This window comes from Corynebacterium flavescens (assembly GCF_008693105.1).
GTDB classification, from domain to species: Bacteria; Actinomycetota; Actinomycetes; order Mycobacteriales; family Mycobacteriaceae; genus Corynebacterium; species Corynebacterium flavescens.
In genome coordinates this window covers 52,721-77,044 of the sequence record NZ_VXKK01000018.1, presented here as the reverse complement: position 1 = coordinate 77,044, position 24,324 = coordinate 52,721, and the positions used below count along the sequence as shown (strand labels likewise).

Genomic DNA, 24,324 nt, shown 5'->3' with positions numbered 1-24,324 from the left:
TAGTATGTACCCCGCTAGGGACACGTGCAAATGTGTGTTCGAATACTGCGGGAAGCCGGTAGTGAAGGTGCCTAATCTAGGTCGCGGCGTGCCGCCCAGCGCGTGAGCTGGTAGCGATTCGATTGCTGGGTCTTGCGCAAGATATTCGAGGCATGAGTCTCCACCGTCTTCACCGAGATGAATAGCTCTCGGCCAATCTCACGGTAGGTATAGCCGCGCGCCAAAAGGCGCAGCACCTCCAGTTCGCGCCGCGTCAGCGCATCCACCACCGGATCCTCCTCGGCGGGTGCGGGAGCACCGGAGGAGAAGGCATCGAGCACGAAGCCTGCCAGCCGTGGGGAAAAGTACGCATCCCCGCTATCGACCTGTTCGATGGCGTGCACCAGCTCTGGGCCGGAGATATTCTTCGTGACATAGCCGCGCGCGCCTGCCCGAATCAGGGAGATGACATCCTCTGCCGCATCAGAGACCGACAGCGCCAGGTACTTCGGGCCAGGCGCGCCTTGCACCACGGCCAGTCCGCCGCCTTCCGGCATGTGGACATCAAGCAGGACCACGTCTGGGTGCTGGCAATTAATACCCTCGATGGCCTCTGGGACCGTTCCTGCCTCACCGATGATCTCGATGCCCTCACCTGCCGCAGCGATCTCCGCGTGCACGCCGGCACGAAACACCGAATGATCGTCGACCAAAAAGACTTTCACCATGGCTACAAAGCTACCGTGAGCACAACCTCGGTGCCCTCACCCGGCGCGGATTTGATGCGGCAGCTGCCCCCAGCGGCGTCCGCTCTGGCCTGGATACTCTCCCGAATCCCGTGCCGATCTTCCGGAATATCAGAAACATCGAAGCCGGTGCCGCGATCACGCACGAAGATAGAGAGCTCACCGGCAAGAATCTCCGCATAGACATCGACGGAATCAACTTGGGCGTGCTTGGCGGCGTTGACCATGGCTTCACGGGCAGCCATCACTATAAGCTTGCTCTCCTCGCTCAAGGCGGTATCCTCCCCCACCGTCACCGCGGATAGCCGCAGATTAAACAGGTCCTCGACCTCCCCGCAGGCCGCTTCCAAGGCACCGAATATGGTCTCGGGGGAGGCGGAGTCGGCGTCGAAAAGCCAGGCGCGCAGCTCGCGTTCCTGGGAGCGCGCCAGGCGTGAGACCTCCTGGGGATCCTCCGCCCGCTTTTGAATGAGCGCCAGAGTCTGCAGGACGGAATCGTGCAATCGCGCGGCGATCTGGGTGCGCTCATCCGCCGCCGCCTTCGCCGCCTGCTCCTGGGCCAGCGAACGCCACAGCTTCAGCACCAAAGGCACCACCAGCGCCCCAAAGCCGAGGAGGGTAAGGAAGGCGGCAACGATAACCCCGCCCGAGCCCGACTCCCACGTGAGCGCCATGAACACGATGCACACGATGACAAGCCCCGCCCCACCCACGATGCTAACTAGGCCTAGCTTCGAATCCAGGCCCCGATCATAGGCCTGCCACGCCATGAAGGCGCCCACGGCAGCCAAGGCCAAAGGCACCAAGGCACCCGCGCTAAAGCCCGAGGCCAAAGCCACGGCGGCAAAGGTGCCGAGCACGGCGGCGAGCACCAACCAAAGGGCAACGGCAGCGGGCTTTTTACGCGGTCCATCCTCCTCCACCGAGGTAGACATCCACAGCCCGGCATAGGCCAAGGCCCCGACCCCGCCCAGCAACGTCAGAGCCGTCAACGCAATGCGCACATAGACGACGTCGACCCCAAGATTATGCGCCAACCCCGCCGCCACGCCGGCCACGACGCGCTCTGAGCGCGGGCGCACCATCGTGGGATACGCCGCCGCGGAGGAGCCGGAAAGGTAGGGCGATTTCATAGACTCTATAGTGGCACGGCCAGCCCCTAGTCCACATCGGGGACAACCCTGAGCCCAAAAGATCAGGGTGCTCCCCGATGTATTTCGCACCCTTCCCCCGCCATACTTGAGGCATGACACGCCAAGGACCCCGCGAGGAGAGCCCGTATTCCGGACCGGCTAGCCCGCGAGAATCAGACTTCTCCGGAACCCTGCACGCCATGTGGAACTCTAGGCCGCCGCGTTTGCCCTCCGCTCAAGGCGGCAAGGCCCATATCGCCGGCGTCTGCGAGGGAATCGCGGTGCGCTATCAACTCGATCCCACCATCGTCCGCGTCGCCTTCGTGGTCTCTACCATCGCCTTCGGCGGCGGCATCGCTGCCTATGTCGCAGCATGGGCCATCATGCCGCGCTACGGGAAGAAGACCTCTCCACTCGAGGAAGCCTTTGGCCGCCACGACGGCGAGGCCTCCGAGGCCGGCCTGGGCTGGGGCCTCATCATCGCCTTCGGCATTGCAATGGGAATCGGCCCGCTCATCGGCGGCGCCAACCTCTCCTCGCTGCTGGTTCTCTCACTCTTCGGGCTGGCCTGGTATATGCTCCATCGCCGTGAGCCCGTTCCTCCAGCTGGACTCTCCGCTACCGAGCAGCCCACGCGTCACGAGGCAGTCGACCTCAGCGCATTTACCCCGGTGGAAGGCTACCCCTTTCCCCCGGGCCGTAAGGCACCGCCTTCCTGGGATCCGCTCGGGGTCGTGCCCGAGGCCTGGGACCTGCCAGATCCTTCCCCACGCCCCCAGCCACGCAAGCGTGGCCGCGGCTTAGCCATCGCTGCGGGATGGATCCTCGCCATCGCCGCCGCCCTCGGGCTGCTGGCCTACCTCAGCTATGACTCCGGGGAGAGCTCCTACTCCTCCACCGTGAGTGTAGGCATCGGGGAGCTTGAGCAGACCCCGCGCAGCGAGGAAGATCTGCCGGAGCACTACGATCTCGGCATTGGTTCCGCCACCATCGACTTCTCGCAACTACCTGGGCTCTCCGCCCCGCGTGATGTCACGGTGGACATGGGAATAGGCGAGCTCAACGTGACCCTGCCCGAATCTATCCCCTTCAACCTCACCTGTGATTCGGGAGTGGGGCAAAGCAACTGCACCCCACGCAGCGACCCGGAAGCAAAGCTGAATATCCACATTGATCACGGCGTTGGAAGTGTCAAGGTCAACGGATAAACTTACAGCCCATGATCCACTTTGGTAATGACTATCACCGCACCGGCCACCCCGCCGTCCTCTCCGCCCTCGTAAAAGCACAAGATTCCTACCCGGGATACGGAGAGGACCCACTGTGTGAGAAGGCCAGGGCGGAGATTAGAAACGCCTGCGCCGCCCCGGAAGCAGGAGTTCATTTCCTGATGGGTGGAACCCAGGTTAATACCACGGCAATTGCCGCCACTCTTCGGCCCTGGCAGGGAGTCATCAGTGCGGATTCCGGGCATATCAACACCCATGAGACCGGCTCCGTCGAGCATTCCGGGCACAAGATCCTGGCCTTGCCCGGGCACTTGGGCAAGATCACCGCCGCGCAAGTTACCCAGTGCGTGGAAGAGTATCGCTCCTCCGGCACCATGGAGCACGCAGTAGAGCCAGCCATGGTCTATATCTCCCAGCCCAGCGAGTACGGCACCGTCTATTCCTTGGCGGAGCTGCGCGAGTTGCGCGAAGTCTGTGACCGCTTCTCGCTCACGCTCCTCGTTGACGGCGCCCGCTTGGGCTATGGACTCGCCGCCGGGGACGCCACGCTGCCCGATCTCGCGCGCCTGTGTGACATCTTCACCATCGGCGGCACAAAGTGCGGCGCTTTATTCGGAGAGGCCATCGTCTTTCCGCATGGCGGGGACGCCTACTTCCGCAATGCCATGAAACAAAACTCCGCGCTTCTGGCAAAGGGCTGGTTGCTTGGCGCGCAGTTTAGCGCGCTCTTCCACGACAATCTCTATGAGGAGATTACCGCCCATGCCAACGAGCAGGCGCAGCGCATTGCGCACGCCTTCGCCGCGGCCGGAATAGACATGCTCTTTGACTCCCCCACCAACCAGCAATTCGCACTGTTGACCCAAGAACAGGAAGATGAGCTCTCCCAGAACTACGTGTGCCAGTTCTTCGAGCCGCACGGGGATCTGCGCGCGGTGCGCTTTTGCACCTCGTGGTCCACCAATGACGAGGATATCGATGCGCTCGTCGGCGACATCGCCAACCTCGCCCGCTAAACCGGCTCTTCTGGTTGTAGAGTGCAGTGGTTTTGTTGGTCGGTCGTCCTCCGCTTGGGCCCAATCCTTCAGGATAGGCCGGATGGCTTTGCTATTGCACTGCCAAGTTCTGGCTAGGCGGCCCGGCTGTGGATAACCGGGGCGGTGCGGGTGGGTTATCCACAGTTTCCTTACTGGGTGCGGGTTGGGGATTGTCGCGGCGGTGGGCGGTGTCTTAGCGTGGCGGGCATGGGCTTGCAGGAGTATTTCGCACAACTTAGCCGGGGTGTTGACCTCGTAGCCGAGTGCTCGGGGCTATCCGCGCTAGACCTTGAGAAGATGGGGGCCAGCGCGCAGGACGCCGCCGAGCTTATAAGCCTGCACACCATCTACTTCGGCCCCACGCCTTATACGGGCAAGCAGCGCTTAGCCCTTGATGCTGCTCGGCGCAATGGGCATTGTTTAAGCACCCTGCGCTTGATTGAGTCTTTTACCCGCCGCGCCAAAGTGCAACTAGGCGCATGGAACCTACGCGTAGAGCTATGCGCCACGCCAAGCGAGCAGGTTACTGCGGTAGCGCGGCGCCGGCTGCGTGAAATGCGTGTTCCCCGCAAGTACACCGAGCGCGCACTGCTGCGCCAGCACCCCAACGGGCTAGCCACCCTGACCGTGACCGGCAATGGGTTAGATATGGCAGATGCCTTCCGAACCATCGACCAGCAGCATCCGGGTAAGAGTTTTATCGCCCGCATGCTCGGCAAGGCAGACGGGGCCCCGGCTGGGCGTACTCGTGTGACGACCATGGCAGTCCTCCAGTTGGAGGACTACGGGAAGCTTGTACGCCGCGAGCGCGATGATGTGCTGGTGCGCACCACCAGTGGGACTGTTATCACCGGCGCGCAGCTTGTCGAGCGTGCCTGTGCCAACGAGGGTCTTATTACGGTGATAAGTCGTGCGCAGGGGCCGGTGGACTTGTACCGCTTTGACCGCTTCGCGTCGGTCAAGCAGCGCACAATGCTCGCAGCAGAGCACCCCACGTGTGCGTGGCCGGGCTGTACCACCCCGGCAGAGCGGGGACAGTTTCATCATCTCACGCCGTGGAAGCACGGCGGGGAGACCAACATTGCCAACCTGGTGACCTTGTGCAACTACCACAATGGGGTTAATGAGGATGATCCGAATGCGCCACCGCGGCGCGGGCGCCTTACCCGCCAAGGCGGGACAATAGTCTGGCAGCCACCACACATCAGCCGTTAGGACAACACCGCCTAACGGCGACTTCCCGCACCCCAAAACACACCCCGGTGGGGAAACCAACAATGGGCAGGACTGTGACTGTGCAGTGGTCATGATCCCGGGAAATACCGACAAGGGACTCGCTTATCACGCACTCTAAAACCCAGAAGAGCCGCCCACCGAGTATTGACCAAGGACCGACCACGGCTATCTGGGGATCAGCAAAGCCCCGTGTGACTGCGGATTAACCCTTCCACAGTTATACGGGGCTTTGAGGCGCTACTCCCACTCGATGGTTCCCGGCGGCTTGGAGGTCACGTCCAGCACTACTCGGTTAACATCATTGACCTCGTTGGTGATGCGCGTAGAAATCTTCTCCAAGACGTCATAGGGAACGCGCGTCCAGTCCGCCGTCATAGCGTCCTCGGAGGATACGGGGCGCAGCACAATGGGGTTGCCATAGGTGCGTCCGTCTCCCTGCACGCCCACCGAGCGCACATCCGCCAAAAGCACCACGGGGCACTGCCAGATTTCGGCATCGAGGCCGGCAGCGGTCAGTTCGGTGCGGGCGATCAAATCTGCCTCGCGCAGCGTTTCTAAGCGCTCCTCGGTGACCTCACCGATGATGCGGATTCCCAGGCCGGGGCCGGGGAAGGGCTGGCGCGCGACGATCTCCTCGGGCAGGCCGAGCTGGCGGCCAACGGCACGGACCTCGTCCTTAAAGAGCAGGCGCAGAGGCTCGACGAGCTGGAACTCCACGTCATCGGGCAGGCCGCCCACGTTGTGGTGGGACTTGATATTGGCAGTTCCATCTCCACCGCCGGATTCCACAACGTCCGGGTAAAGCGTGCCTTGGACAAGGAAGTCCACCTTCTGGCCCGCCAGTACTCCGGCCACGGCGCGCTCGAAGGAACGAATAAACTCCGCGCCAATGGCCTTGCGCTTGGCTTCCGGATCGGTGACACCGGCCAGCTTAGCCAGGAAGGCTGCGCGCTCATCGGCGGTAATGAGCTTCGCGCCCGTAGAAGCCACGAAGTCCGTCTCCACCTGCTCGCGCTCCCCGGCACGCAGCAGGCCATGATCGACAAAGACACACGTCAGACGGTCCCCGATGGCGCGCTGCACCAAGGCTGCGGCGACGGCGGAGTCCACTCCGCCCGACAGGGCGCAGATGGCCCGGCCTTCCGGGCCGACCTGCTCGCGCACATCGGCGATGAGCTGCTCGGCGATATTCTCCGCCGTCCAGTTCTGCTCAAGGCCGGCGATCTCAGTCAAAAAGCGGATCAAAACCTCTTGACCGTGTGGGGAGTGCAGCACCTCCGGGTGGTATTGCACGCCGGCCATGCGCTTGTCGACGCATTCCATCGCCGCCACCGGCGCACCCGCCGAGGAAGCGGTAACCACGAAGCCTTCCGGCGCCGCCGATACCGCGTCACCGTGGGACATCCATACTTTGTGCTTGGGCTCTAGTCCCTCGTGGAGCACGCCACCGGCAACCGATAGGTCGGTGCGGCCGTATTCGCGCTCGCCCGTGGAGGAGACCGTACCCCCTAGGGCATGATTCATGGCCTGGAAGCCGTAGCAAATACCAAAGACCGGTACGCCAAGCTCCAGCAGCTCGGGCTTGAGGGCGGGTGCCCCGTCTGCGTATACGGACGAGGGGCCTCCCGAGAGAATCAAGGCCGCTGGGTGCTTGGCCTTAATATCTTCCGCGGAGGCGGAATTGGGCACGACCTCGGAGTAGATATTGGCCTCTCGCACGCGGCGGGCAATAAGCTGCGCGTACTGTGCACCAAAATCCACAACCAGGACAGGATTCGGAGTGGTGGTTGGGTTAGTCACGCGCACTAGTCTAACTCACGCATAGCAATAGTTAGGAAGCGTGCGCCTTGCCCATCTCCCCAGGGCTTTTAACCTGAGCCTTAGTCGAATGCCTCCGTCGCCGCCGCGGCCGCCCGATACAGCGCCAGGCGCACCGCCCTAATGCCTGGGTGCCGCTCCCTTCCGGCGCGCACAGCGGTAAACAGAGTGCGGGTGGGCTTGCCGGGGATTTCGACGATGCGCAGTCCCTCAAGCAGCGGCAGGAATAGCCGCGGTGCCAAAGAAACGGCGTGGCCTGTGCGCACCAGGTGCGCATGCAGGAAGGGATCAGGGGTCTCGAACTCGACGTTGACGCGGAAGCCATGACGCAGGCCTAGCTGCTGGGTGAACTTGCCCATTGCTAGCTCTGCTGGGTCGATGGCAAAAGGCACGCCCTCCAGATCATCGAACTCCAGGTGTGACCACGGTCCCGTGGTGGGGGTGATGAGGTAGATCGGGTCTTCGATAAGCAGCTCACGGTGGGTGGCCTCATCCGTCAACGGCATGTCCGCCTCGTATTCTTCCCCCAGAATCAGATCGACCGTGTCGGTGCGCAAGGCCTCGATGGCGCTTTCGACATCGCGCTGCATGATTTCCACCCGCAGCTCCGGATAGCGCTGGCCAATCTCCGTCAGCGCCGTGGGAAGAAACGAGGACAAGGCGGTTTGGAAGCTGGTGATGCGCAGGCGCCCGCGCACGCTATCGGTCGAAGCTAGGATCTCCGACTCCGCCTCATCCGCCAGCGCCAGAATCCTGCCCGCGTAATCAGCCAGCAGCTCGCCCTGCTCGGTCAAGCGCACCCTACGCCCCACGCGTTCGTAGAGCTTGACCCCTACTTCCTTCTCGCAGATGGCCAGCTGCTGGGAAATCGCCGAATGGGTGTAGCGCATCGACTGTGCCACCGCCGTGAGCGTTCCGAGGCGTTTTAGCTCAAAAAGCATCTTTAAGCGGTGGAAATCCAGCATAGAAGTGCCCCTTTAAGCTTTCGCGTTTCAAATTGTCATTTTTTCTAACATATATACTCGATAAATCCTAGCTCGACTAACGCTTTGGAATCATAAAGAATAGATTTCATGAAATCCCCGGTCGCAATTCTTTGCGTCATTAGTTCTTGTATCTCTCTCCAATTAGGCGCGGCGCTTGCGACCCAGCTCTTCCCCCATGCCGGCCCCTGGGCCACGGCTTCCCTACGCCTGCTCATCGCCGCCAGCTTCTTGCTCGTCCTCACCCGCCCGAAGGTATGGACGTGGTCGCGCGAGCAGTGGGTCTCCGTTCTCTGGCTGGGAATCTCCCTCGGCCTGATGAATGGATTCTTCTACGCCGCCATCGCACGCATCCCCCTCGGCGTTGCCGTCACGATTGAGTTCTTGGGACCTCTGCTGCTGGCCGCCGTCCTTTCTCGCTCGGCGCGAGACTTCACCTGCGTGGCCTTGGCCGTAACCGGCATGGCCCTACTCGGATTCGATTCCCTGACCAACAACCCGCTCGATGAAATCGGCGTCATCTTAGTGCTCATCGCGGGTGCATCCTGGGCTTTCTACATCTTGTCCAGCAAGAAAACCGGAAGGCTCATCCCCGGTCAGGGTGGCCTCGCGGTGGCCCTGGCAATCGGCGGCTTGGGACTGCTGCCAGCAGGAGGCTCGGGTACGTTGGTCATCATCAACGATCCTTACCTGCTCCTCATGGCGATCGGTACGGGCATCCTCGCCTCCCTCATCCCCTATTCCTTGGAGCTGGTGGCGCTGCGCCGGCTGGCCGCGAATACCTTCTCTATCCTCATCGCCCTCGAGCCCGTCTTCGCTGCCATGTTTGGCTGGCTGCTGCTCTCCCAAGGCATCACGACCTTCAAGCTCTTGGCCATCGCGCTGGTAGTCATAGCCTCCATAGGCCAAGCCGTTGTCTTGCCCTCTGTGCCTTTGCGCATGCACAGGGTCAGGCGCCTGCGCATCCCCCGCCGCGCCCATACCCGTGCGCAGGGATCAAAAAAGGACCCAATGCGCGTGGATCCAGCCAAGCCGGCACCCGCGCACATCGAGTCCTAATACATCTAGCGGATAGCCAGCCCCACCTTTTGGAAGGACTTGAGGTCGGTGTATCCGCACTTGGCCATGGCGCGCTTGAGCCCGCCCACCAAGTTCAACTGCCCCAGTGGATCGTTGGAAGGGCCATGGAGGACAACTTCCAGGCTCAACTCCACCCGTGCTGCAGCGGCAGACGCCGGGGTATATACCTCGGCGAGAGCGCTGCCCACCGGTTCAATGATTCCGCGCGGAAAGCGCGGGTGTCCAGCGGTAGAAGGCCAGTAGTAGCCCTTTCCACCGGCTTCCGCCGCCTGCGCGAGCACGGGTCCCAAGACCACGCCATCCGCGCCACAGGCAATGGCCTTGGCGATGTCTGCCGAGGTATGAATATCCCCGTCCGCCAAAAGGTGCACGTAGCGCCCGCCCGTCTCATCCAGGTAGTCGCGTCGAGCGGCCGCCACATCGGCGATAGTGGTTGCCATGGGCACGTCGATGCCCACTGTCTCTGCATTGGTGTTGACGCCAGAGCCCACGATGACGCCTGCGGCGCCTGCACGCATAAGGTGCAAAGCCGTGGTGTAATCCGCCACACCGCCGGCGATGACCGGAATATCCAAGGTGCCGATGAACTCCTTGAGGTTCAGCGGCTGCCCGCCCTGCTGCACGTGCTCTGCAGAAATGAGCGTGCCTTGGATAAAGAGGATCTCCGCACCCGCCTTGATCACAACGGGGGCCAGCTCGCGTGCACGCTGGGGCGAAACCCGCACCGCGACGGTGACGCCGGAGTCACGCACTTGGGAGATGCGTTCGCTCAACAGTTCCTCATTGAGCTCGGCCGCGTGAAGTTGCTGCAGGTTGGAAAGATCCTGCGGGTTGGACGTGACCTGAGCAATCGCGCCTTCCAGATCACGGTGACGCCCCCACAGGCCCTCGGCGTTAATAACACCCAGACCGCCCTGCTTGCCCATCTCGATGATGAACTCAGGCGTGGCCAAGGCATCAGTGGGATGCGAGACCAAGGGAGTATCGAAGGTATAAGCGTCAATATGCCAGGTGGTGTCCACGTCCTTGGAAGAACGGGTACGACGGGTAGGGACCAGGGATACTTGATCCAGGTCATAGGTGCGGCGGGCCTCGCGGCCGATGCCGATCTCTACGTAATCGCGCACGATAATCTCTTTCTTAACGGTAATTGGGGGCTTCGGCGATTTGCTGCAGGTGGTGGGGGTGAGATTCCTTCAGGCCCGCCGCGGTAATCTGCACAAAACGCTTGGTCTTGAGCTCAGCCAACGTGGCAGAACCGGTGTATCCCATGGAGGCACGCAGGCCACCGACGACCTGGTGAATGATCGCATCGATGCCGCCGCGGAAGGGAACGCGTCCCTCGACGCCCTCCGGCACCAGCTTGTCTTCGCTGCGCACATCTGCCTGGAAGTAGCGGTCCTTAGAATAGGAACGCTTCTCGCCGCTCAGGCCGCGGCCTTGCATGGCGCCCATCGAACCCATGCCGCGGTAGCGCTTGTACTGTTTGCCGTTGACCACCACGACGTCTCCCGGGGACTCAGTGGTGCCAGCCAGCATGGAGCCGAGCATGACCGTGTCCGCTCCAGCGGCAAGGGCCTTGGCGATATCGCCCGAGTACTGCATTCCGCCGTCGCCGATAACAGGAATGCCGGCCGGTGCGGCCACGGCCGCAGCCTCCATGATGGCGGTAATTTGCGGGGCGCCGACGCCGGCGACGACGCGAGTGGTGCAGATAGAGCCCGGCCCGATGCCCACCTTGATGGCATCTGCCCCGGCAGCAATCATGTCGCGGGCGGCCTCTCGCGTGGCCAGGTTGCCACCGATGACGTCGATACGCGAACCGAAGTCACGCTTCACGCGGGAGACCATCTCGAGCACGCGGTTGTTGTGCGCGTGGGCGGAGTCTACAACGAGGACGTCAACCCCGGCATCAACCAGCGCACCTGCGCGGGCATAGGACTCCTCCCCGGTACCAATACCCGCTGCAACCAGCAGGCGCCCGGAGGCATCCTTGGAGGCATCCGGGAATTGCTCAGACTTAACAAAGTCCTTGACCGTGATGAGGCCGATAAGCTTATTCTCTCCATCGACGATGGGCAGCTTTTCTACCTTGTTGGTCGAAAGCAGGCCCAGCGCCTCTTCCTTAGTGACGCCCTCCTTGGCAACTACCAGGGGCATTGCCGTCATGACCTCTGAGACCTTGCGGCTGAAGTCCTGCTCGAAGCGCATATCGCGGTTGGTGCAAATACCCAGCAGCGTGCCCTTGTCGTCCACGACGGGCAATCCGGAGATACGGAAGCGGCTGCACAGGTCATCGACGTCCTGGATGCTCATGTCCGGGGAGGCAGTAACTGGGTCTGTGACCATGCCGGACTCGGAACGCTTGACTATCTCAACCTGGCCTGCCTGCTCCTCGGTGGAGAGGTTCCGGTGCAAAACACCGATGCCACCTTGGCGTGCCATGCCGATGGCCATGCGGGCCTCGGTGACGGTATCCATGGCCGCGGAGGCGACTGGGACGCCGAGGCGAATATTGCGCGTGAACTGGGCCGAGGTATCGACCTCTGAGGGAACTACATGTGATTCGGCAGGCAGCAGCAACACGTCATCAAATGTCAGTCCGTGCAGGATAACTTTATTGGGATCATCTCCACCGGTGTGCACACGGTTTTCGCTCATAAGATTAGGCAACTCCTTCAAGGACCAAGACGTTTCACGGATACCACAAACTGTAGTGCTTAAAGGGGGTCTAGAGGTAGTCACGAGCCTTGTCAATCTCTGCGACTATTGCATGTCTGCCTCAACCCCACCAACCTGCTACGCGAAAAATTGCCTTAAAGTCCTCGGTTCAATAGGCTCGCAGGCGTGAACTTCTTCGCAAACATGCCCCGCGACCCTTTCGCGGACGATCCCAATGACCCCGCCTCCTTCCTCGAGGAAGAAGAGCAGGCCCTTCCTCTTAGTGAGGAGGACCGCCTCGCCATCATCCACGATCTGGCACTGGTGCAGGAGTTTGCACGCGTCCTTGGACCCCGCGGCATCGACGGCATCTTCTTCCTCTGTGAGGACTGCGAGGAGAACCATTTTTATGAATGGGACATCATGGCCGCCAACATGCGCGCCACTTTGGAGGGCGAGCTCTCTCCGGTCCACGAGCCCGGCGCGGCCCCTGATCCAAACCGCTACGTCCCCTGGGACTATGCCCTCGGCTTCTTGGACGGGCTTGACGCCCGCTAGTCTTTAGCGCCAGCGCCTTAAAAAAGACCGCCTCCACCAACCATGGATTGCGAACCATGGTGGGTGGAGGGGGTCTTTCTTTGTCTCTAGCTAAGGGGTGGGGGTGTGCCCGTCCGTCCCGCCGCCATGTGCGGGATCTGCCGAATCACTAGGCTCGGCAGGGTCCGTGGGCTCAGGCGCTGTACTCGTCGGTGTTACCGGCCGCGTGGAAGAACCCGGCGTGGTGGTGACGTAGACCGTCTCGGTTTCAACGGCAGTGACCGTCACGGTTTCTGCGCTTGGCGAAGCCGCCGGTGGCACCGATACCGGCGCAGGTGCAGCACCCGGCTCTGGGCTTCTTGTCACCGTGGTGGTGCTGCGCACAACTGGGGAGTCTTTAGACTCAGCCTGCGCAGCCCCTTCCCTGCTACGAACCAGCTTGCGGGCCTCCTCGAGCAGCTGGCGAGTGCCATCCATGTCTCCGGAGGCAACGCGAGAATCAATCTCCTCCAACTTGCTGGCCAACTCCACCGAGTCCGCATCCTGCGAGCCGAATACCGCGGCCTGAATTCCCGCGAGCGGCGAATCAGGTCCGGCATTAAAGATGGCCGTGCCGCTACCCGCAATGAGCAAGGTGGCCGCTGCAGCGCCGATAAGACCATGCATCAAAGGACGCCGCCGACGACTCCGCGCCGATTCTAGGGACATGACGGTGCCGCCGGAAGCCTCAGCACCGGCAGCGCCGTTATCAACGCCACTTTCCGCGCCACGGCCTGTGGCGCCTGCGAGAGCACCAAGCGGAACCTGCGGCATGGGTTGGTGCACTTCATCACGCAACTCCAGCAGGAGCCCGGCCAGTTCGTCTTCACCTTGGGAAGGGTCCTTGCCTAGAGAAAGCGCGTTTAAGAACGCGTCATCATCTCTCTTGACCATGGTGTTCTCCCTTCCTTTTCTTGGTACTTATCATCAACACAAAACCTATACACGAAGCCTCAAGACGAAGCCTTAACTCTGCGCACTGCCTGGCAGCTCACGCCGCCGAGGGGTAGTTCTGTCGAGCAGTTTCACTGGGCCTAGTCAAACTCCTGCGACCGAGACAACGCCTTGCGTAACTGAGCCAGAGCGCGATGCTGGGCTACGCGGACGGCCCCGGCCGTGGAGCCGACGATGTCCGCGGTTTCCTCAGCCGAAAGGCCGACGAACACCCTCAAAATAATGATGTCCCGCGCCTTGTCACTTAGTGTATCGAGCAGGGCTCTTGCTCTGTTACTACCGTCTAAAACCAAGGCAAATTCCTCGGGGGGATTGCCCTGCCCCGCTACCTCCGGCACCTCATCGGTGGGATTGGAATGATCGCGGCCCATTGCCCGGTGTGCATCGGTGACCTTGTTGAAGGCGATCCCGTAGACATAGGCCATAAACGGCCGCCCTTTATCCTCATATGATCCAATAGAGGTGGAGACAGCCAGACAGATCTCTTGGGTCACATCTTCCGCGGTGGGATGACGCCCTCCCCCAATGCGCGCCCGGCAATAGCGCAAAACCGGCGGATAGATAAGGCTCACGAGTTTATGCAGCGCGCGGCGATCGCCAGCAACAGCCGGGGGAACGAGTTCCGCCAGCTCCCTTTCGCTCTCGCTGCTCATGGCTGTCCTTAAGGTCTTTGATAGTACAAATCTATCTTGTCACATGACGAGAGAAAATCTGCCACCAGCCTTCTTTGCTTGCGCTCACAGAAACCCCGCGTACGCCCCCTTTTTGGGGCCTCGCCCATCAGCTCCGAAAGTTCATTAAGCGTTAACCTACGACGTTTACGCTGTTCAATCGTGGCAAAAACACGATCGATACGCACGAAAAACCTGGTGGCAAGAAGCTGGTAACCGGGCGTTCACCGAGGCAAGAAACACTACGAGACGTCGTGTTCGCGGCAGATCCCAGCACGGAGCACGTGCCGCGAACAAACACTAGCGAGCAAATTCTAGATCGAAAAGTTCCCCTAAGGAGACCTCGAACGTGTCCCAGCCAAACCTGCTTCCCGGACCCAACGCAGACTTTTGGGATTGGCAGCTGCAAGGCGCCTGCCGCGGAGAACAGTCCGATGTGTTCTACCACCCAGACGGCGAGCGCGGCCGCGCCCGTGCGCAGCGCGAAAACCGCGCTAAGGCAATCTGCCATTCTTGCCCGGTTTTAGAGCTGTGCCGCGAGCACGCCCTCAAGTCCGCCGAGCCCTATGGGGTGTGGGGCGGCATGTCGGAGGCCGAGCGGGTTGTCGCCCTGCGCTCCCGTCGCCACTCAGTGGTCAACGCTTAAGGTAATCGGCGAGGTAGCGCCCGGTTATTGATTCAGGAACCTCAAGAAGCGCACGGGGAGTGCATGCGGCAACCAATCTGCCGCCGGCAGTGCCCGCCCCCGGCCCCAAGTCGATCACAAAGTCAGAGTGCGCCACCACGCCGAGATGGTGATCCACACAGATAACCGTGGTCCCAGAATCAGCAAGACGGTCAAGCAGCGCTAGGAGCGTCTCCACATCCGCCAGATGCAGCCCGGTCGTAGGCTCATCAAGGACGAGGACATCCTGCGTGGATTTCTTATCGGATAGGTGTACCGCCAGCTTAAGGCGCTGCCTCTCTCCTCCCGATAAGGTGCTTAAAGGCTGTCCGAGCGCGATATAACCCAAGCCCACGTCCACTAAAGTGGCACAGATCTTCGCTGCCTGCGGGACCGAATTCGCGCGGAAGAACTCCGCCGCTTGCTGCGCCGGAAGCTCGAGGACCTCGGCGATGTTCTTTCCGCCAAACCTGTAGCCGAGCACGTCCTCGGAGAAGCGCCGTCCCTCACAGACCTCGCAGGGCACGTCCACCCCGCTCATCACGCCAAGCTCCACATGCACCACGCCAGCGCCATTGCAGTGCGGGCAGGCGCCGGCCGAGTTGGCAGAAAAGAGCGCCGGCTTCACCCCATTGGCCTTGGCAAAAGCTTTACGGATGGGCTCCAGCGCACCTGAATATGTAGCAGGGTTCGAGCGCCGCGAGCCCCGGATAGGCTCCTGGGTTAGAAATTGCATCCTTTCCCGCGCCTGCGAAGGAATACAGGCTAGCAGCGAGGACTTACCAGAACCAGCCACGCCCGTGATGACGCTCAGCACCCCGAGCGGCAGGTCTACGTCGACCTCGCGCAGATTATTGCGCGCAGCGCTACGAATCTCAATGGCCCCTGCCACGGGCCGCGTTTCTTCCTTGAGCCGGACGCGGTCGGCGAAGTGTTTCCCCGTCAAGGTGGGTGCGCTGCGCAGCTTGGCGACGTCGCCAGTAAAGACAATCTCTCCGCCCCTCGCCCCCGCTCCCGGGCCCATGTCGATGACGTGATCTGCAATGGCGATGGTCTCCGGCTTGTGCTCGACAACGAGGACGGTGTTGCCCTTGTCCCGCAGCCGCAACAAGAGGTGGTTCATTCTGTCGATGTCGTGGGGATGCAGCCCGGAGGTGGGCTCGTCGAATACATAGGTGACGTCGGAAAGCGCGGAACCCACGTGTCGCACCATGCGGGTGCGCTGGGCCTCACCGCCAGAAAGCGTGCTGGTGGGGCGGGAGAGGCTGAGGTAGCCCAAACCAATCTCGATGGCGTTGGACACGGCACGGGAAAGCGCCTCAACCAGTGGGGCAACCCCCGGTGCATCGATGCCGGCCAACCACTGCGCGAGAGCGCCCAACTCCATCTCGCTGACCTCAGCGATGGACTTGCCCGCCAGGTAAGACTGTCTGGCATGGCGCGCGAGCCGCGTGCCTTCACACTCGGGACAGTCCACGAATACCACCGCGCGCTGGACAAACTCGCGCAAGTGCTTTTGCAGGCTCTCCGGATCCTTGGCCAGCATCGAAGCCTTCATCCGCGGCACCAAGCCCTGGTAGGTGACATTGATGTCCCCCACCTTCACCTTCTTATCGGCGCCATAATAGAGCAGCTCTTTTTGCTTCTCGTCGAAGCTCCTCACCGGCACGTTCACCGGGTAGAAACCAGAAGCCGCGTAGGACTTCCAAGTCCACGTCCCCCCCTTCATGCCAGGAATGAGGATAGCGCCCTCCTCCAGGCTGAGATCTTCATCCACCACGGCGGAAAGATCTATCTCACTAGCGCGCCCCAAGCCCTCGCAGGCCGGACACATGCCTCCGATGCGCTCGAAGCTACGCACCTCCTTTACGCCGTTCACCTCCAGCGCGCCCTTGCCTGAGGCCGAAGGAATGTTGAAGGAATAAGCAGCGGGACCTCCGGCGCGCGGCTGCGCGGCGCGGGAAAAGAGCACTCTCAAAGAACCCGTGATGTCCGTGGCCGTTCCAAAGGTAGAGCGCGCATTCGGAGCCAGCGGTTCCTGGCCCACGATGATGGCTGCGGTAAGCCCCTCGAGTTCCTCGACATCAGCGCGGGCTTGGGAGGGCATGAATACCTGCACGAAGCCGGGTTAGGTTTCATTGATAAGCCGCTGGGATTCGGCGGCGACCGTGTCAAAAACCAGGGAGGACTTCCCGGAACCAGACACCCCGGTAAACACCGTCAGCTTCCGCTTGAGAATGTTGACGTTTAATCCGCGCAGGTTATTCTCCCTGGCACCAACGACTTTGATGTACTCCTGCTCAATCACGCTGCCAGTCTGCCAGAAAATACAGTGCAGGCTTCCAGTAGGCATGAGAAAAGGGGCGCCACGCTGCTGCGTGACACCCTTACCAGAGCCGGAGGCTCTTTGGATTACTTCTCTAGATTCCCCTTAGTGGGAGTGACCATGAGGAGCGGCCGGAGCCTGCTCCTCAGCCGGCTTTTCCACTACGGAAGCCTCGGTGGTAAGGATCATCCGCGCCACGGAGGTGGCGTTAACCACTGCGGAGTGGGTGACCTTGACCGGATCGATGATGCCTGCGGAGACCAGGTTGCCGTACTCGAGGGTGGCGGCGTTGAAGCCTTCACCGTTGGCAGCCTCTGCGACGTGGGAGACCACGACAGAACCGTCAAGTCCTGCGTTCTGGGCAATCCAGTAAGCGGGGCGGGTCAGCGCGCGAGCCACGGAAAGCACGCCCACCTTAGCCTCGCCCTCGAACTCCTCGGCGTAGTCCTTGAGCACCTTGGAAATCTGAACCAGGACAGATCCGCCGCCGGCGATGATGCCTTCTTCGACCGCAGCACGAGCGGCGTTGATGGCGTCCTCGACGCGCAGTTTACGCTCGTTAACCTCGGTCTCGGTGGCGGCACCGACGCGGATAACCGCGACACCGCCGGAGAGCTTAGCCAGACGCTCCTCGAGCTTTTCCTTGTCCCACGTGGACTCGGTGCGCTCAACCTCACGGCGGAGCTGCTCGCGGCGAGCCTCAACGGCCTCGGCGCTGCCTGCTCCGTCGACAATGACGGTGTCATCCTTGCTGACGGTGATGCGGCGAGCGGAACCGAGTACCTCGAGGCCTACCTCGTTGAGGTTGACTCCGACCTCAGGGTCAATGACGGTGGCACCGGTGACAACTGCAAGGTCGTCGAGGAAGCCCTTGCGACGCTCACCAAAGTAGGGAGCCTTGACCGCAGCGACCTTCAGAACCTTCCGGATGGAGTTGACTACCAGCGCCTGCAGCGGCTCTCCCTCGACGTCTTCCGCGACAATCAGGGTGGGCTTGCTGGATTCCGCAATCTTCTCCAACAGGGGAAGGAAGTCCGGCAGGGAGGAAATCTTGTTACGAACCAAGAGGATTGCGGCATCGTCCAAGACGGCGGTGCTGGTCTCTTCTTCCGTGGCGAAGTACGGAGAGAGGTAGCCCTTGTCAAAGGAGATACCCTCGGTCACGTCCACGGTCGATTCGATGGACTGCGATTCCTCAACAGTGAGGACGCCGTCCTTGCCAACCTTGTCCATGGCGCCGGCGACCATCTCGCCGACCTCAGGGTCACGGGAGGAGACGGTGGCGACCTGAGCGACCTCGCTAGAGGTCTTGACAGGAGTAGCGCGAGCCTTGAGCTCTTCTACTGCCTTCTCTGCGGCCGCGGCGATACCGCGGTTGAGCTCAATGGGGTTGGCACCGGCCGCAACGTTACGCAGGCCCTCATAGACCAGTGCCTGTGCGAGCAGCGTAGCGGTGGTGGTGCCGTCACCGGCAATGTCATTGGTCTTGACGGCCACGGACTTCACCAGCTGTGCGCCGAGGTTCTCAAAAGGATCTTCTACGTCGATGTCACGCGCGATGGTAACGCCGTCATTCGTGACGGTGGGTCCCCCAAAAGACTTGGACAATACGACGTTGCGGCCGCGTGGTCCGAGGGTCACCTTGACGGCATCCGCCAGCGTATCGACACCACGCTGGATGCCCTCACGGGCTTCCTGGTCGAATGCAATTAGCTTTGCCATAGTTGAAACGCCTTACTTCTCGATGACAGCGAGCAGATCACGAGCAGAAAGCAGGAGGTACTCCTGACCGTCATACTTCAGCTCGGTTCCGCCGTACTTGGAGAAGATAACAGTATCGCCCTCGTTCACGCCGACGGGGATGACTTCACCCTTGTCATTGCTGCGGCCGGGGCCTACAGCGATGACGGTTGCCTCTTGTGGCTTTTCCTTCGCAGAATCCGGAATGACGAGACCGGATGCGGTGGTGGTCTCTGCCTCTACGATCTGAACGAGAACCTTGTCCTCGAGCGGCTTAATGCTTGCCATGATGATTCCTCCGTTAATGAATCAGTGAGTTGTATGTGCCGGTTGCGGATGTCCAGCACAGCCGTCGTCGCGGGTGAACAACTGTGGGTCAAACAACCTATTAGCACTCTACCCTCGCGACTGCCAGCCCTCAACTACGCAAGGCTCATTAACTGTTCGCCCCTCGCGAACAGGAGGAAAGGCCAGCACAACAACGTGTTCAGCCTAGAGAGAGTTCTCCGAGTTAATCACTGCGGCACGCCAGAGATGGTATTCTTCCGGCATGTCTTCACGGTAGTTCTTTACAGCGCGGATGCCGTGGTCCACCGCATCCATGACTGCGTCAATGGAGTCATCCTTCCCAGCGGAATCAACAAAAATAACTGGACCGCAGATTGCGCGAATAGGATCCTGGAGGAAACGCGAGTTCCCCGTATCGGCAGCGTTGCGCGCGAGCGAGGCTACCGGGTTAGGCTCAGCGCCATCATGCTTGGCTTGGGGGTTATACAGCGCGGCATAAGTAGTTCCATCATCTTGAAAGGCCACCGAGACTCGCCCCTCGGTGGCGCCGCCAAGAAACTGATTAGCGTGTTCGAGTTCGAAGTCGATTTTGCGGTGGCTGAGATCCGGATTAACAAGAAAACCAATGGTCATGACGGCAGAGAGCTCCTTTAAAAAAGGCAAAGAGGACAGTAATGTCTCGCACACTACCGCCCTCTTTGGGACCCTGCATCCGCAGGACAGCGAACCTTAGGTTAACAACGGGGTTTCTACGTCCATCTGCGTATCTGTGCCCACACCCAGACCAGAAGGCTGCGCCCCTTCATGAATCAACTGCGAGGCAAGCGCCGCGATCATCACGCCATTATCGGTGCAGAGCTTGAAACGCGGCACCCGCAACTCGATACCAGCCGCAGCGCAACGCTCCGCCGCCAGTTCCCGCAGCCGAGAATTCGCCGCCACGCCACCGCCCAAAAGCAGCACCTTGGCCCCGCACTCCTGACAAGCGCGCACTGCCTTCGCGGTGAGCACGTCCGCGACGGCCTCTTGAAAGGAGGCGCAGACATCCTCGATGCTGATAATCCTGCCCTCCTTCTCCGCTTTTTCCACGTAACGAGCAACCGAGGTCTTGAGCCCAGAGAAGGAAAAATCATGGCGATGCTCGCCGCGCAGATCCTCCGCACGAGACAGTCCGCGCGGGAATGCGATGGAGGCCTCGCCCCGCGCCGCCAGCTTGTCGATGGCGGGGCCTCCCGGATACCCCAAACCAAGCAAACGCGAGACTTTGTCATAGGCCTCGCCGGCGGCATCATCGAGGGTCGTGCCGATTTCCCGCATGGGCTTGCCCACGGCCTCTACCTCCAGCAGCTGCGTGTGTCCCCCCGAGACGAGAAGCGCCACAGCATGGGGCAGACTCTCACCTTCCAGGTTTGCCACGGCAACGTGCCCGCCCAGGTGATTAACCCCGTAGAAAGGCACCCCCCACGCCGCCGCATAAGCCTTGGCGGCAGACGCGCCCACCAGCAGTGCCCCGGCGAGTCCCGGGCCAACGGTAGCAGCGACGGCATCGGGCTTGTCGATGCCGGCTTCCTCCAAGGCCGCCCGCATCACCTGCGGCATGGCCTCGAGGTGCGCGCGCGAGGCAATCTCCGGCACTACCCCGCCGAAGCGGGCGTGCTGCTCCATCGACGAGGCAACGGCATCCGCCAAGATCTCCATGTGACCGTCTGCGGATAGCTCAATAATGCCTACCCCGGTCTCGTCGCAGGAGGACTCGATTCCTAGGACTTTCATCTCTGACTCTTTCTCATTCGAACCATGGTGTGCGCATCCGCACCGGAAGGCTGATAATAATTTCGGCGGATTCCCTGCTTGATAAAGCCATAACGCTCATAGAGCGCCAGCGCTGCGGTATTGCCCACGCGCACCTCGAGGAATACCGGCGCATCCTGTGAGTCGGCGATGTGAACGATGTTGTCCATCATCATCGCGCCGACGCCGCGGCGTTGCGCCTGCGGGGCCACCCCAATGGTGTGGATCTCGTACTCCGGATCCGTGGCTGGCCCCAACAAGGCGAGTCCGGCGTAGCCGAGGAGAAGCCCTTCTTCCTCCACCCCGAAGTAGAAGTTGAAGGGCTGGGAGATCTCTACCTGGAAAACATACTTAGACCACGGCGTCTCACCGGGAAAGAGCAGCTTCTCCAGCTCCGCGCAGCGCGCGGCATCCGCGGTCACGAGCTCCCGCAGGTTCACTTGGTGACCTCAGAAAGAGCGGAAGAACGCGGTTTCGGTGCCGGCTCCTTAGCATCTGGGCGCCGCAGGTACAGCGGCACGAGCGGAGCGGGTTGCGCTTGTAGATCCGCAACCACCACCAGATTCGCTGGGAGTGGGCCCGCACTGTGCGTGGGCAGAGCCCGTAGGCTCTCCGGCAACTGTGCGGCGAGATTTGCTGGAATGATGACGGCATCTACATCTGTGCCCGCAACGGTGTCCAAGATGGCCGGCTTACACACCTCGGGTCCATCGATGCGCTTTCCTTCCTCGTAGGCGGCCCAGTAGACCTCCTTGCGCCTAGCATCGGTAGCAACCAGAACCTTGCCGGTGGTGGCGTAACCGATGGCGTCGTGGGTGCACACCCCGTGCACCGGAACGCCTAAAGCATCCCCTACTGCCGAGGCGGTGGCCATGCCTACCCGCAGGCCGGTAAAAGGCCCCGGACCGCAGCCGACGACGACGGCGTCGATATCAGCGAAAGCCATTCCCGCAGCTTCAAGCAGCTCCGTGATGGTGGGAATGAGCATTTCATTATGGGCACGGGTATCTTTAAGAATCCGCTCCGCAATCAACCCGGAGGCGGGATCTACCAAGCCGGTGACAAGATCGGTGGTGGCAGTGTCAATGGCAAGGACGTTCATTTAGGCCGCCAAGACCCAGCCACCCTCGCCGGTGCGGGCGAAGGGCAAAAGCTGGAAAGCATCTACAGCGCCCTGGATCTGCTGGGTAGAGCACACATCGATATCCGAGCGCTTGGCATATTCAACAAAGGAGTTTCCAGCGGTATCCACCGCAACGATGTAGTTATCCCCCTCCGGGATCTTGCCATCGACAAAGGTGAAAGGCTCGAGGTCTACCCCGCCTTGTTCCATATCAGCCTCGGAGAATCCAGGACAGACAAAGACAACGCCGCGCCACTGCTCACCGTAGAAATCCGCTGGGGCCACTGCCATCATGGTGAGATCATCCGGGGCGTTTTCCAAGGTGTGAGCCAGCGTGGATTTGGTTGGTGCCGCCTCCCGCATCATCGTGGTAGCGACCAGCACCATCATGACCACGATGAAGGCCGCGATGACGAGCGTGACTATATTGCGCGCAAGCTTAGACATTGAGTTGCTGTGCTCCTTGGAAACGGATTGAAACAGAAAAATACGGGACTTAAAACAGACGCTATGCATAAAGGCGGGGGGTACGCCTTGGTGGTCAAACCCACTTCTTTTCCTGATGCTACCCGCCACCTCGGACAGATGGAAAAACCTCCCTGCAGCACATGCCAGTCGGCATGCACCACAAGGAGGGCTAGATTCTTAAGCTCTCCAAAGGAGATGTGCTTCTACATCAAGAGCACTAGGAGAATCTGCGAGGCGACGATCTTTCCGATAATCGTCGTGGGATAGACAGTGGCCCAACCGCGGTTGGCCAGCTCCGTCCCTGTCTGAGTATTGATGTATGCAAACACCGCCGGGTTGGTGGTCATGCCTGCGGCACAGCCCATGGCCTCGTCCCACTTGAGGCGGAAGAGGAGCATACCGATGATGCCGATGCCCAAGGCCGAAACCAGGGTGATGATGAGGCCCACGCCCATGATTTTCAGGGAGGTCGGATCCGTCAGGGCATTGCGGAAGGCTGCGCCAGCTGAGGTACCAACGCCGGCAAGGAACAAGGTCAGGCCGAGAGTCGACATGGTCTGGCGAGTATGGAAAGGCATCTGCCAGTTCAGCGGGCCGGTTCGGTTGAGGTAGCCCAGAAGCAGGCCGACAACGATGGGCCCGCCGCCGAAGCCAAGCTGCAGCGTGGTGCCGCCGGGAATCGGAATCGGAATAAGGCCAAGCAGCATACCCAACGTCAGGCCGACAGACATCGAGAGCAAGTCGGCATTACCCAGTGCAGACTCGGAGTTGCCGAGGTAGTTCTTTACGTCTTGGAGGCGCTCCGGGGAGCACACCACGCGCACGCGGTCAGAGTAGTTGAGCACGAGATCTGGGTGCGGAACAACATCCGCATCGCCTTGGCGGACGCGGGCAATGATGAATCCGTGATCGAGGGCCTTGATGTCGCGGATACGCTTTCCCGCAATCTGCGGGCTAGAGACTGTAACACGCGTATAGAGCAGGCCTGCGTCCTCAGTGAGCTCGATGTTTTCTTCGGTTCCAAGCACCTTGATGGCCGCATTGACAGCCTCCTCGGTTCCGTTGAGCAGGAATACCTCGCCTTTTTCAAGGCTCATCTCGGGAACAGCTAGGCGGTGATGGTGATCATCGCGGACCAAGCGGGTAGCCACAACCTTCTGCCCGGTTACCCGGTAGATGTGGCCCGCAGTGTCATCGAAGTCTTTAGCTAGGCGCACAGCTTTCCATACCAATGGAGTGGGAATCATTCCCTCGCCGCGCGCATCCTCGACGTGGTTGATGCGGAATGCACTAGCGCCTATTGCCGCGACCGCGATTGCTCCGATAACTGCGCCCGGATAAGCCAGAGAGTAACCAACGACAGGCTCAGAGTTGCCCACCATATCTACCACTGCTGCCATACCTGGCGTGGAGGACAGGGATCCGGCGAACATGCCGACAGCGACGGGGACGTTGAGGTCGAAGAACTTGATAAGCAGATAGCCCACGCCGACGAGGGCGACGAGCATTCCGACCATAAACAACGTCAGCTTCCAACCGCGGTTTTTGAACTCGCGGACGAAGGAGGGACCGAAGCTCAGACCGATCGCATAAACAAAGATTGCGAGGCCGAATTGGTAGACGAAGGGCGGTATCTGGATATCAGGATTTGCCGTAGAAAGACCGAGCGCGACAAACATCGCTGCCGCCGCACCGAGAGAGATTCCGAAAACCTTTATTTTTCCGATAGCCAACCCCACCGCCATTATAAGAAAGAGAGAAAGGAGTGGACTGGATGCCAGGAAACTTAACACTCTTCCAGTTTGGCCGAATAGTTTCCCT

22 protein-coding genes and 1 pseudogene are annotated in these 24,324 nt (G+C 61.0%); 6 read left to right on the top strand and 17 right to left on the bottom strand.

Features of this window, described 5'->3' with window-relative positions; all coding sequences use genetic code 11:
* Nucleotides 1-71 precede the first annotated feature (71 nt).
* Complete coding sequence (locus F4V60_RS02550) at nucleotides 72-707, bottom strand: LuxR C-terminal-related transcriptional regulator (protein WP_075729191.1); 636 nt, start codon at nucleotides 705-707, stop codon at nucleotides 72-74.
* A gap of 2 nt (nucleotides 708-709) precedes the next feature.
* Nucleotides 710-1,858: an ATP-binding protein gene (locus tag F4V60_RS02545; RefSeq protein ID WP_075729190.1), complete on the bottom strand. Its 1,149-nt coding sequence runs from the start codon at nucleotides 1,856-1,858 to the stop codon at nucleotides 710-712.
* A 113-nt stretch (nucleotides 1,859-1,971) separates the two neighbouring features.
* Between F4V60_RS02545 and F4V60_RS02540 the strand changes: the two genes are divergently transcribed.
* The 3 genes from F4V60_RS02540 to F4V60_RS02530 all read left to right on the top strand — a co-directional run bounded on the left by F4V60_RS02540 (nucleotide 1,972) and on the right by F4V60_RS02530 (nucleotide 5,339).
* Entirely contained in the window at nucleotides 1,972-3,066 is a 1,095-nt protein-coding gene (locus F4V60_RS02540; RefSeq protein WP_084559118.1) for a PspC domain-containing protein, read from the top strand.
* 11 nt (nucleotides 3,067-3,077) lie between these two features.
* Entirely contained in the window at nucleotides 3,078-4,103 is a 1,026-nt protein-coding gene (locus F4V60_RS02535) for a threonine aldolase family protein (protein WP_075729188.1), read from the top strand.
* A 228-nt stretch (nucleotides 4,104-4,331) separates the two neighbouring features.
* Nucleotides 4,332-5,339, top strand: a complete 1,008-nt coding sequence (locus F4V60_RS02530; protein WP_075729187.1) for an HNH endonuclease signature motif containing protein — start codon at nucleotides 4,332-4,334, stop codon at nucleotides 5,337-5,339.
* Between the two features lie 258 nt (nucleotides 5,340-5,597).
* Here the strand turns inward: F4V60_RS02530 and guaA are convergent, their stop codons facing one another.
* Nucleotides 5,598-7,160, bottom strand: a complete 1,563-nt coding sequence (gene guaA, locus F4V60_RS02525; protein WP_075729186.1) for a glutamine-hydrolyzing GMP synthase — start codon at nucleotides 7,158-7,160, stop codon at nucleotides 5,598-5,600.
* Between the two features lie 80 nt (nucleotides 7,161-7,240).
* Entirely contained in the window at nucleotides 7,241-8,143 is a 903-nt protein-coding gene (locus F4V60_RS02520) for a LysR family transcriptional regulator (protein WP_075729185.1), read from the bottom strand.
* Between the two features lie 108 nt (nucleotides 8,144-8,251).
* Between F4V60_RS02520 and F4V60_RS02515 the strand changes: the two genes are divergently transcribed.
* Nucleotides 8,252-9,220 carry an EamA family transporter gene (locus F4V60_RS02515; protein WP_075729184.1) on the top strand — a complete coding sequence of 323 codons (969 nt, stop codon included), beginning with the start codon at nucleotides 8,252-8,254 and terminating at the stop codon, nucleotides 9,218-9,220.
* A gap of 5 nt (nucleotides 9,221-9,225) precedes the next feature.
* Here the strand turns inward: F4V60_RS02515 and F4V60_RS02510 are convergent, their stop codons facing one another.
* Nucleotides 9,226-10,368 carry a GuaB3 family IMP dehydrogenase-related protein gene (locus F4V60_RS02510; protein ID WP_075729183.1) on the bottom strand — a complete coding sequence of 381 codons (1,143 nt, stop codon included), beginning with the start codon at nucleotides 10,366-10,368 and terminating at the stop codon, nucleotides 9,226-9,228.
* A gap of 13 nt (nucleotides 10,369-10,381) precedes the next feature.
* Nucleotides 10,382-11,902: an IMP dehydrogenase gene (guaB, locus tag F4V60_RS02505; protein WP_075729182.1), complete on the bottom strand. Its 1,521-nt coding sequence runs from the start codon at nucleotides 11,900-11,902 to the stop codon at nucleotides 10,382-10,384.
* A 186-nt stretch (nucleotides 11,903-12,088) separates the two neighbouring features.
* Between guaB and F4V60_RS02500 the strand changes: the two genes are divergently transcribed.
* Nucleotides 12,089-12,460 carry a DUF5319 domain-containing protein gene (locus F4V60_RS02500; protein WP_075729181.1) on the top strand — a complete coding sequence of 124 codons (372 nt, stop codon included), beginning with the start codon at nucleotides 12,089-12,091 and terminating at the stop codon, nucleotides 12,458-12,460.
* A gap of 90 nt (nucleotides 12,461-12,550) precedes the next feature.
* On the opposite strand, the gene F4V60_RS02495 is transcribed toward F4V60_RS02500, so the two are convergent.
* The gene (locus F4V60_RS02495; protein WP_075729180.1) at nucleotides 12,551-13,372 is read right to left on the bottom strand and encodes a hypothetical protein; all 822 of its coding nucleotides are present in this window, start codon (nucleotides 13,370-13,372) and stop codon (nucleotides 12,551-12,553) included.
* Nucleotides 13,373-13,512: 140 nt separating this feature from the next.
* The gene (locus F4V60_RS02490; RefSeq protein ID WP_075729179.1) at nucleotides 13,513-14,085 is read right to left on the bottom strand and encodes a sigma-70 family RNA polymerase sigma factor; all 573 of its coding nucleotides are present in this window, start codon (nucleotides 14,083-14,085) and stop codon (nucleotides 13,513-13,515) included.
* A gap of 367 nt (nucleotides 14,086-14,452) precedes the next feature.
* On the opposite strand from F4V60_RS02490, the gene F4V60_RS02485 reads away from it, so the two are divergent.
* Nucleotides 14,453-14,749: a WhiB family transcriptional regulator gene (locus tag F4V60_RS02485; RefSeq protein WP_075729178.1), complete on the top strand. Its 297-nt coding sequence runs from the start codon at nucleotides 14,453-14,455 to the stop codon at nucleotides 14,747-14,749.
* Here the strand turns inward: F4V60_RS02485 and F4V60_RS02480 are convergent.
* From F4V60_RS02480 to F4V60_RS02440, 9 genes and pseudogenes are all read right to left on the bottom strand, one after another.
* A pseudogene (locus F4V60_RS02480) lies at nucleotides 14,739-17,072 on the bottom strand (AAA family ATPase). The gene F4V60_RS02485 and the pseudogene F4V60_RS02480 sit on opposite strands and share 11 nt — an antisense overlap.
* Nucleotides 17,073-17,198: 126 nt before the next feature.
* Nucleotides 17,199-18,815, bottom strand: a complete 1,617-nt coding sequence (groL, locus tag F4V60_RS02475; RefSeq protein ID WP_075729177.1) for a chaperonin GroEL — start codon at nucleotides 18,813-18,815, stop codon at nucleotides 17,199-17,201.
* A 12-nt stretch (nucleotides 18,816-18,827) separates the two neighbouring features.
* Nucleotides 18,828-19,121 carry a co-chaperone GroES gene (groES, locus tag F4V60_RS02470; protein ID WP_075729176.1) on the bottom strand — a complete coding sequence of 98 codons (294 nt, stop codon included), beginning with the start codon at nucleotides 19,119-19,121 and terminating at the stop codon, nucleotides 18,828-18,830.
* 204 nt (nucleotides 19,122-19,325) lie between these two features.
* Nucleotides 19,326-19,754, bottom strand: a complete 429-nt coding sequence (locus F4V60_RS02465) for a hypothetical protein (protein ID WP_075729175.1) — start codon at nucleotides 19,752-19,754, stop codon at nucleotides 19,326-19,328.
* Between the two features lie 96 nt (nucleotides 19,755-19,850).
* Nucleotides 19,851-20,894, bottom strand: coding sequence for a tRNA (adenosine(37)-N6)-threonylcarbamoyltransferase complex transferase subunit TsaD (gene tsaD, locus F4V60_RS02460; RefSeq protein ID WP_075729174.1), 1,044 nt, complete (start codon nucleotides 20,892-20,894; stop codon nucleotides 19,851-19,853).
* Entirely contained in the window at nucleotides 20,891-21,352 is a 462-nt protein-coding gene (rimI, locus tag F4V60_RS02455) for a ribosomal protein S18-alanine N-acetyltransferase (protein WP_075729173.1), read from the bottom strand. Before rimI ends, tsaD begins: the two co-directional genes overlap by 4 nt.
* Nucleotides 21,349-22,014 carry a tRNA (adenosine(37)-N6)-threonylcarbamoyltransferase complex dimerization subunit type 1 TsaB gene (tsaB, locus tag F4V60_RS02450; protein WP_075729172.1) on the bottom strand — a complete coding sequence of 222 codons (666 nt, stop codon included), beginning with the start codon at nucleotides 22,012-22,014 and terminating at the stop codon, nucleotides 21,349-21,351. The genes rimI and tsaB overlap by 4 nt, the downstream gene beginning before the upstream one ends.
* Nucleotides 22,015-22,482 (bottom strand): hypothetical protein, encoded by a 468-nt coding sequence (locus tag F4V60_RS02445; protein WP_075729171.1) that lies wholly within the window; start codon nucleotides 22,480-22,482, stop codon nucleotides 22,015-22,017.
* Nucleotides 22,483-22,706: 224 nt separating this feature from the next.
* Nucleotides 22,707-24,296: an aspartate:alanine exchanger family transporter gene (locus F4V60_RS02440; RefSeq protein ID WP_075729170.1), complete on the bottom strand. Its 1,590-nt coding sequence runs from the start codon at nucleotides 24,294-24,296 to the stop codon at nucleotides 22,707-22,709.
* Nucleotides 24,297-24,324 lie beyond the last annotated feature (28 nt).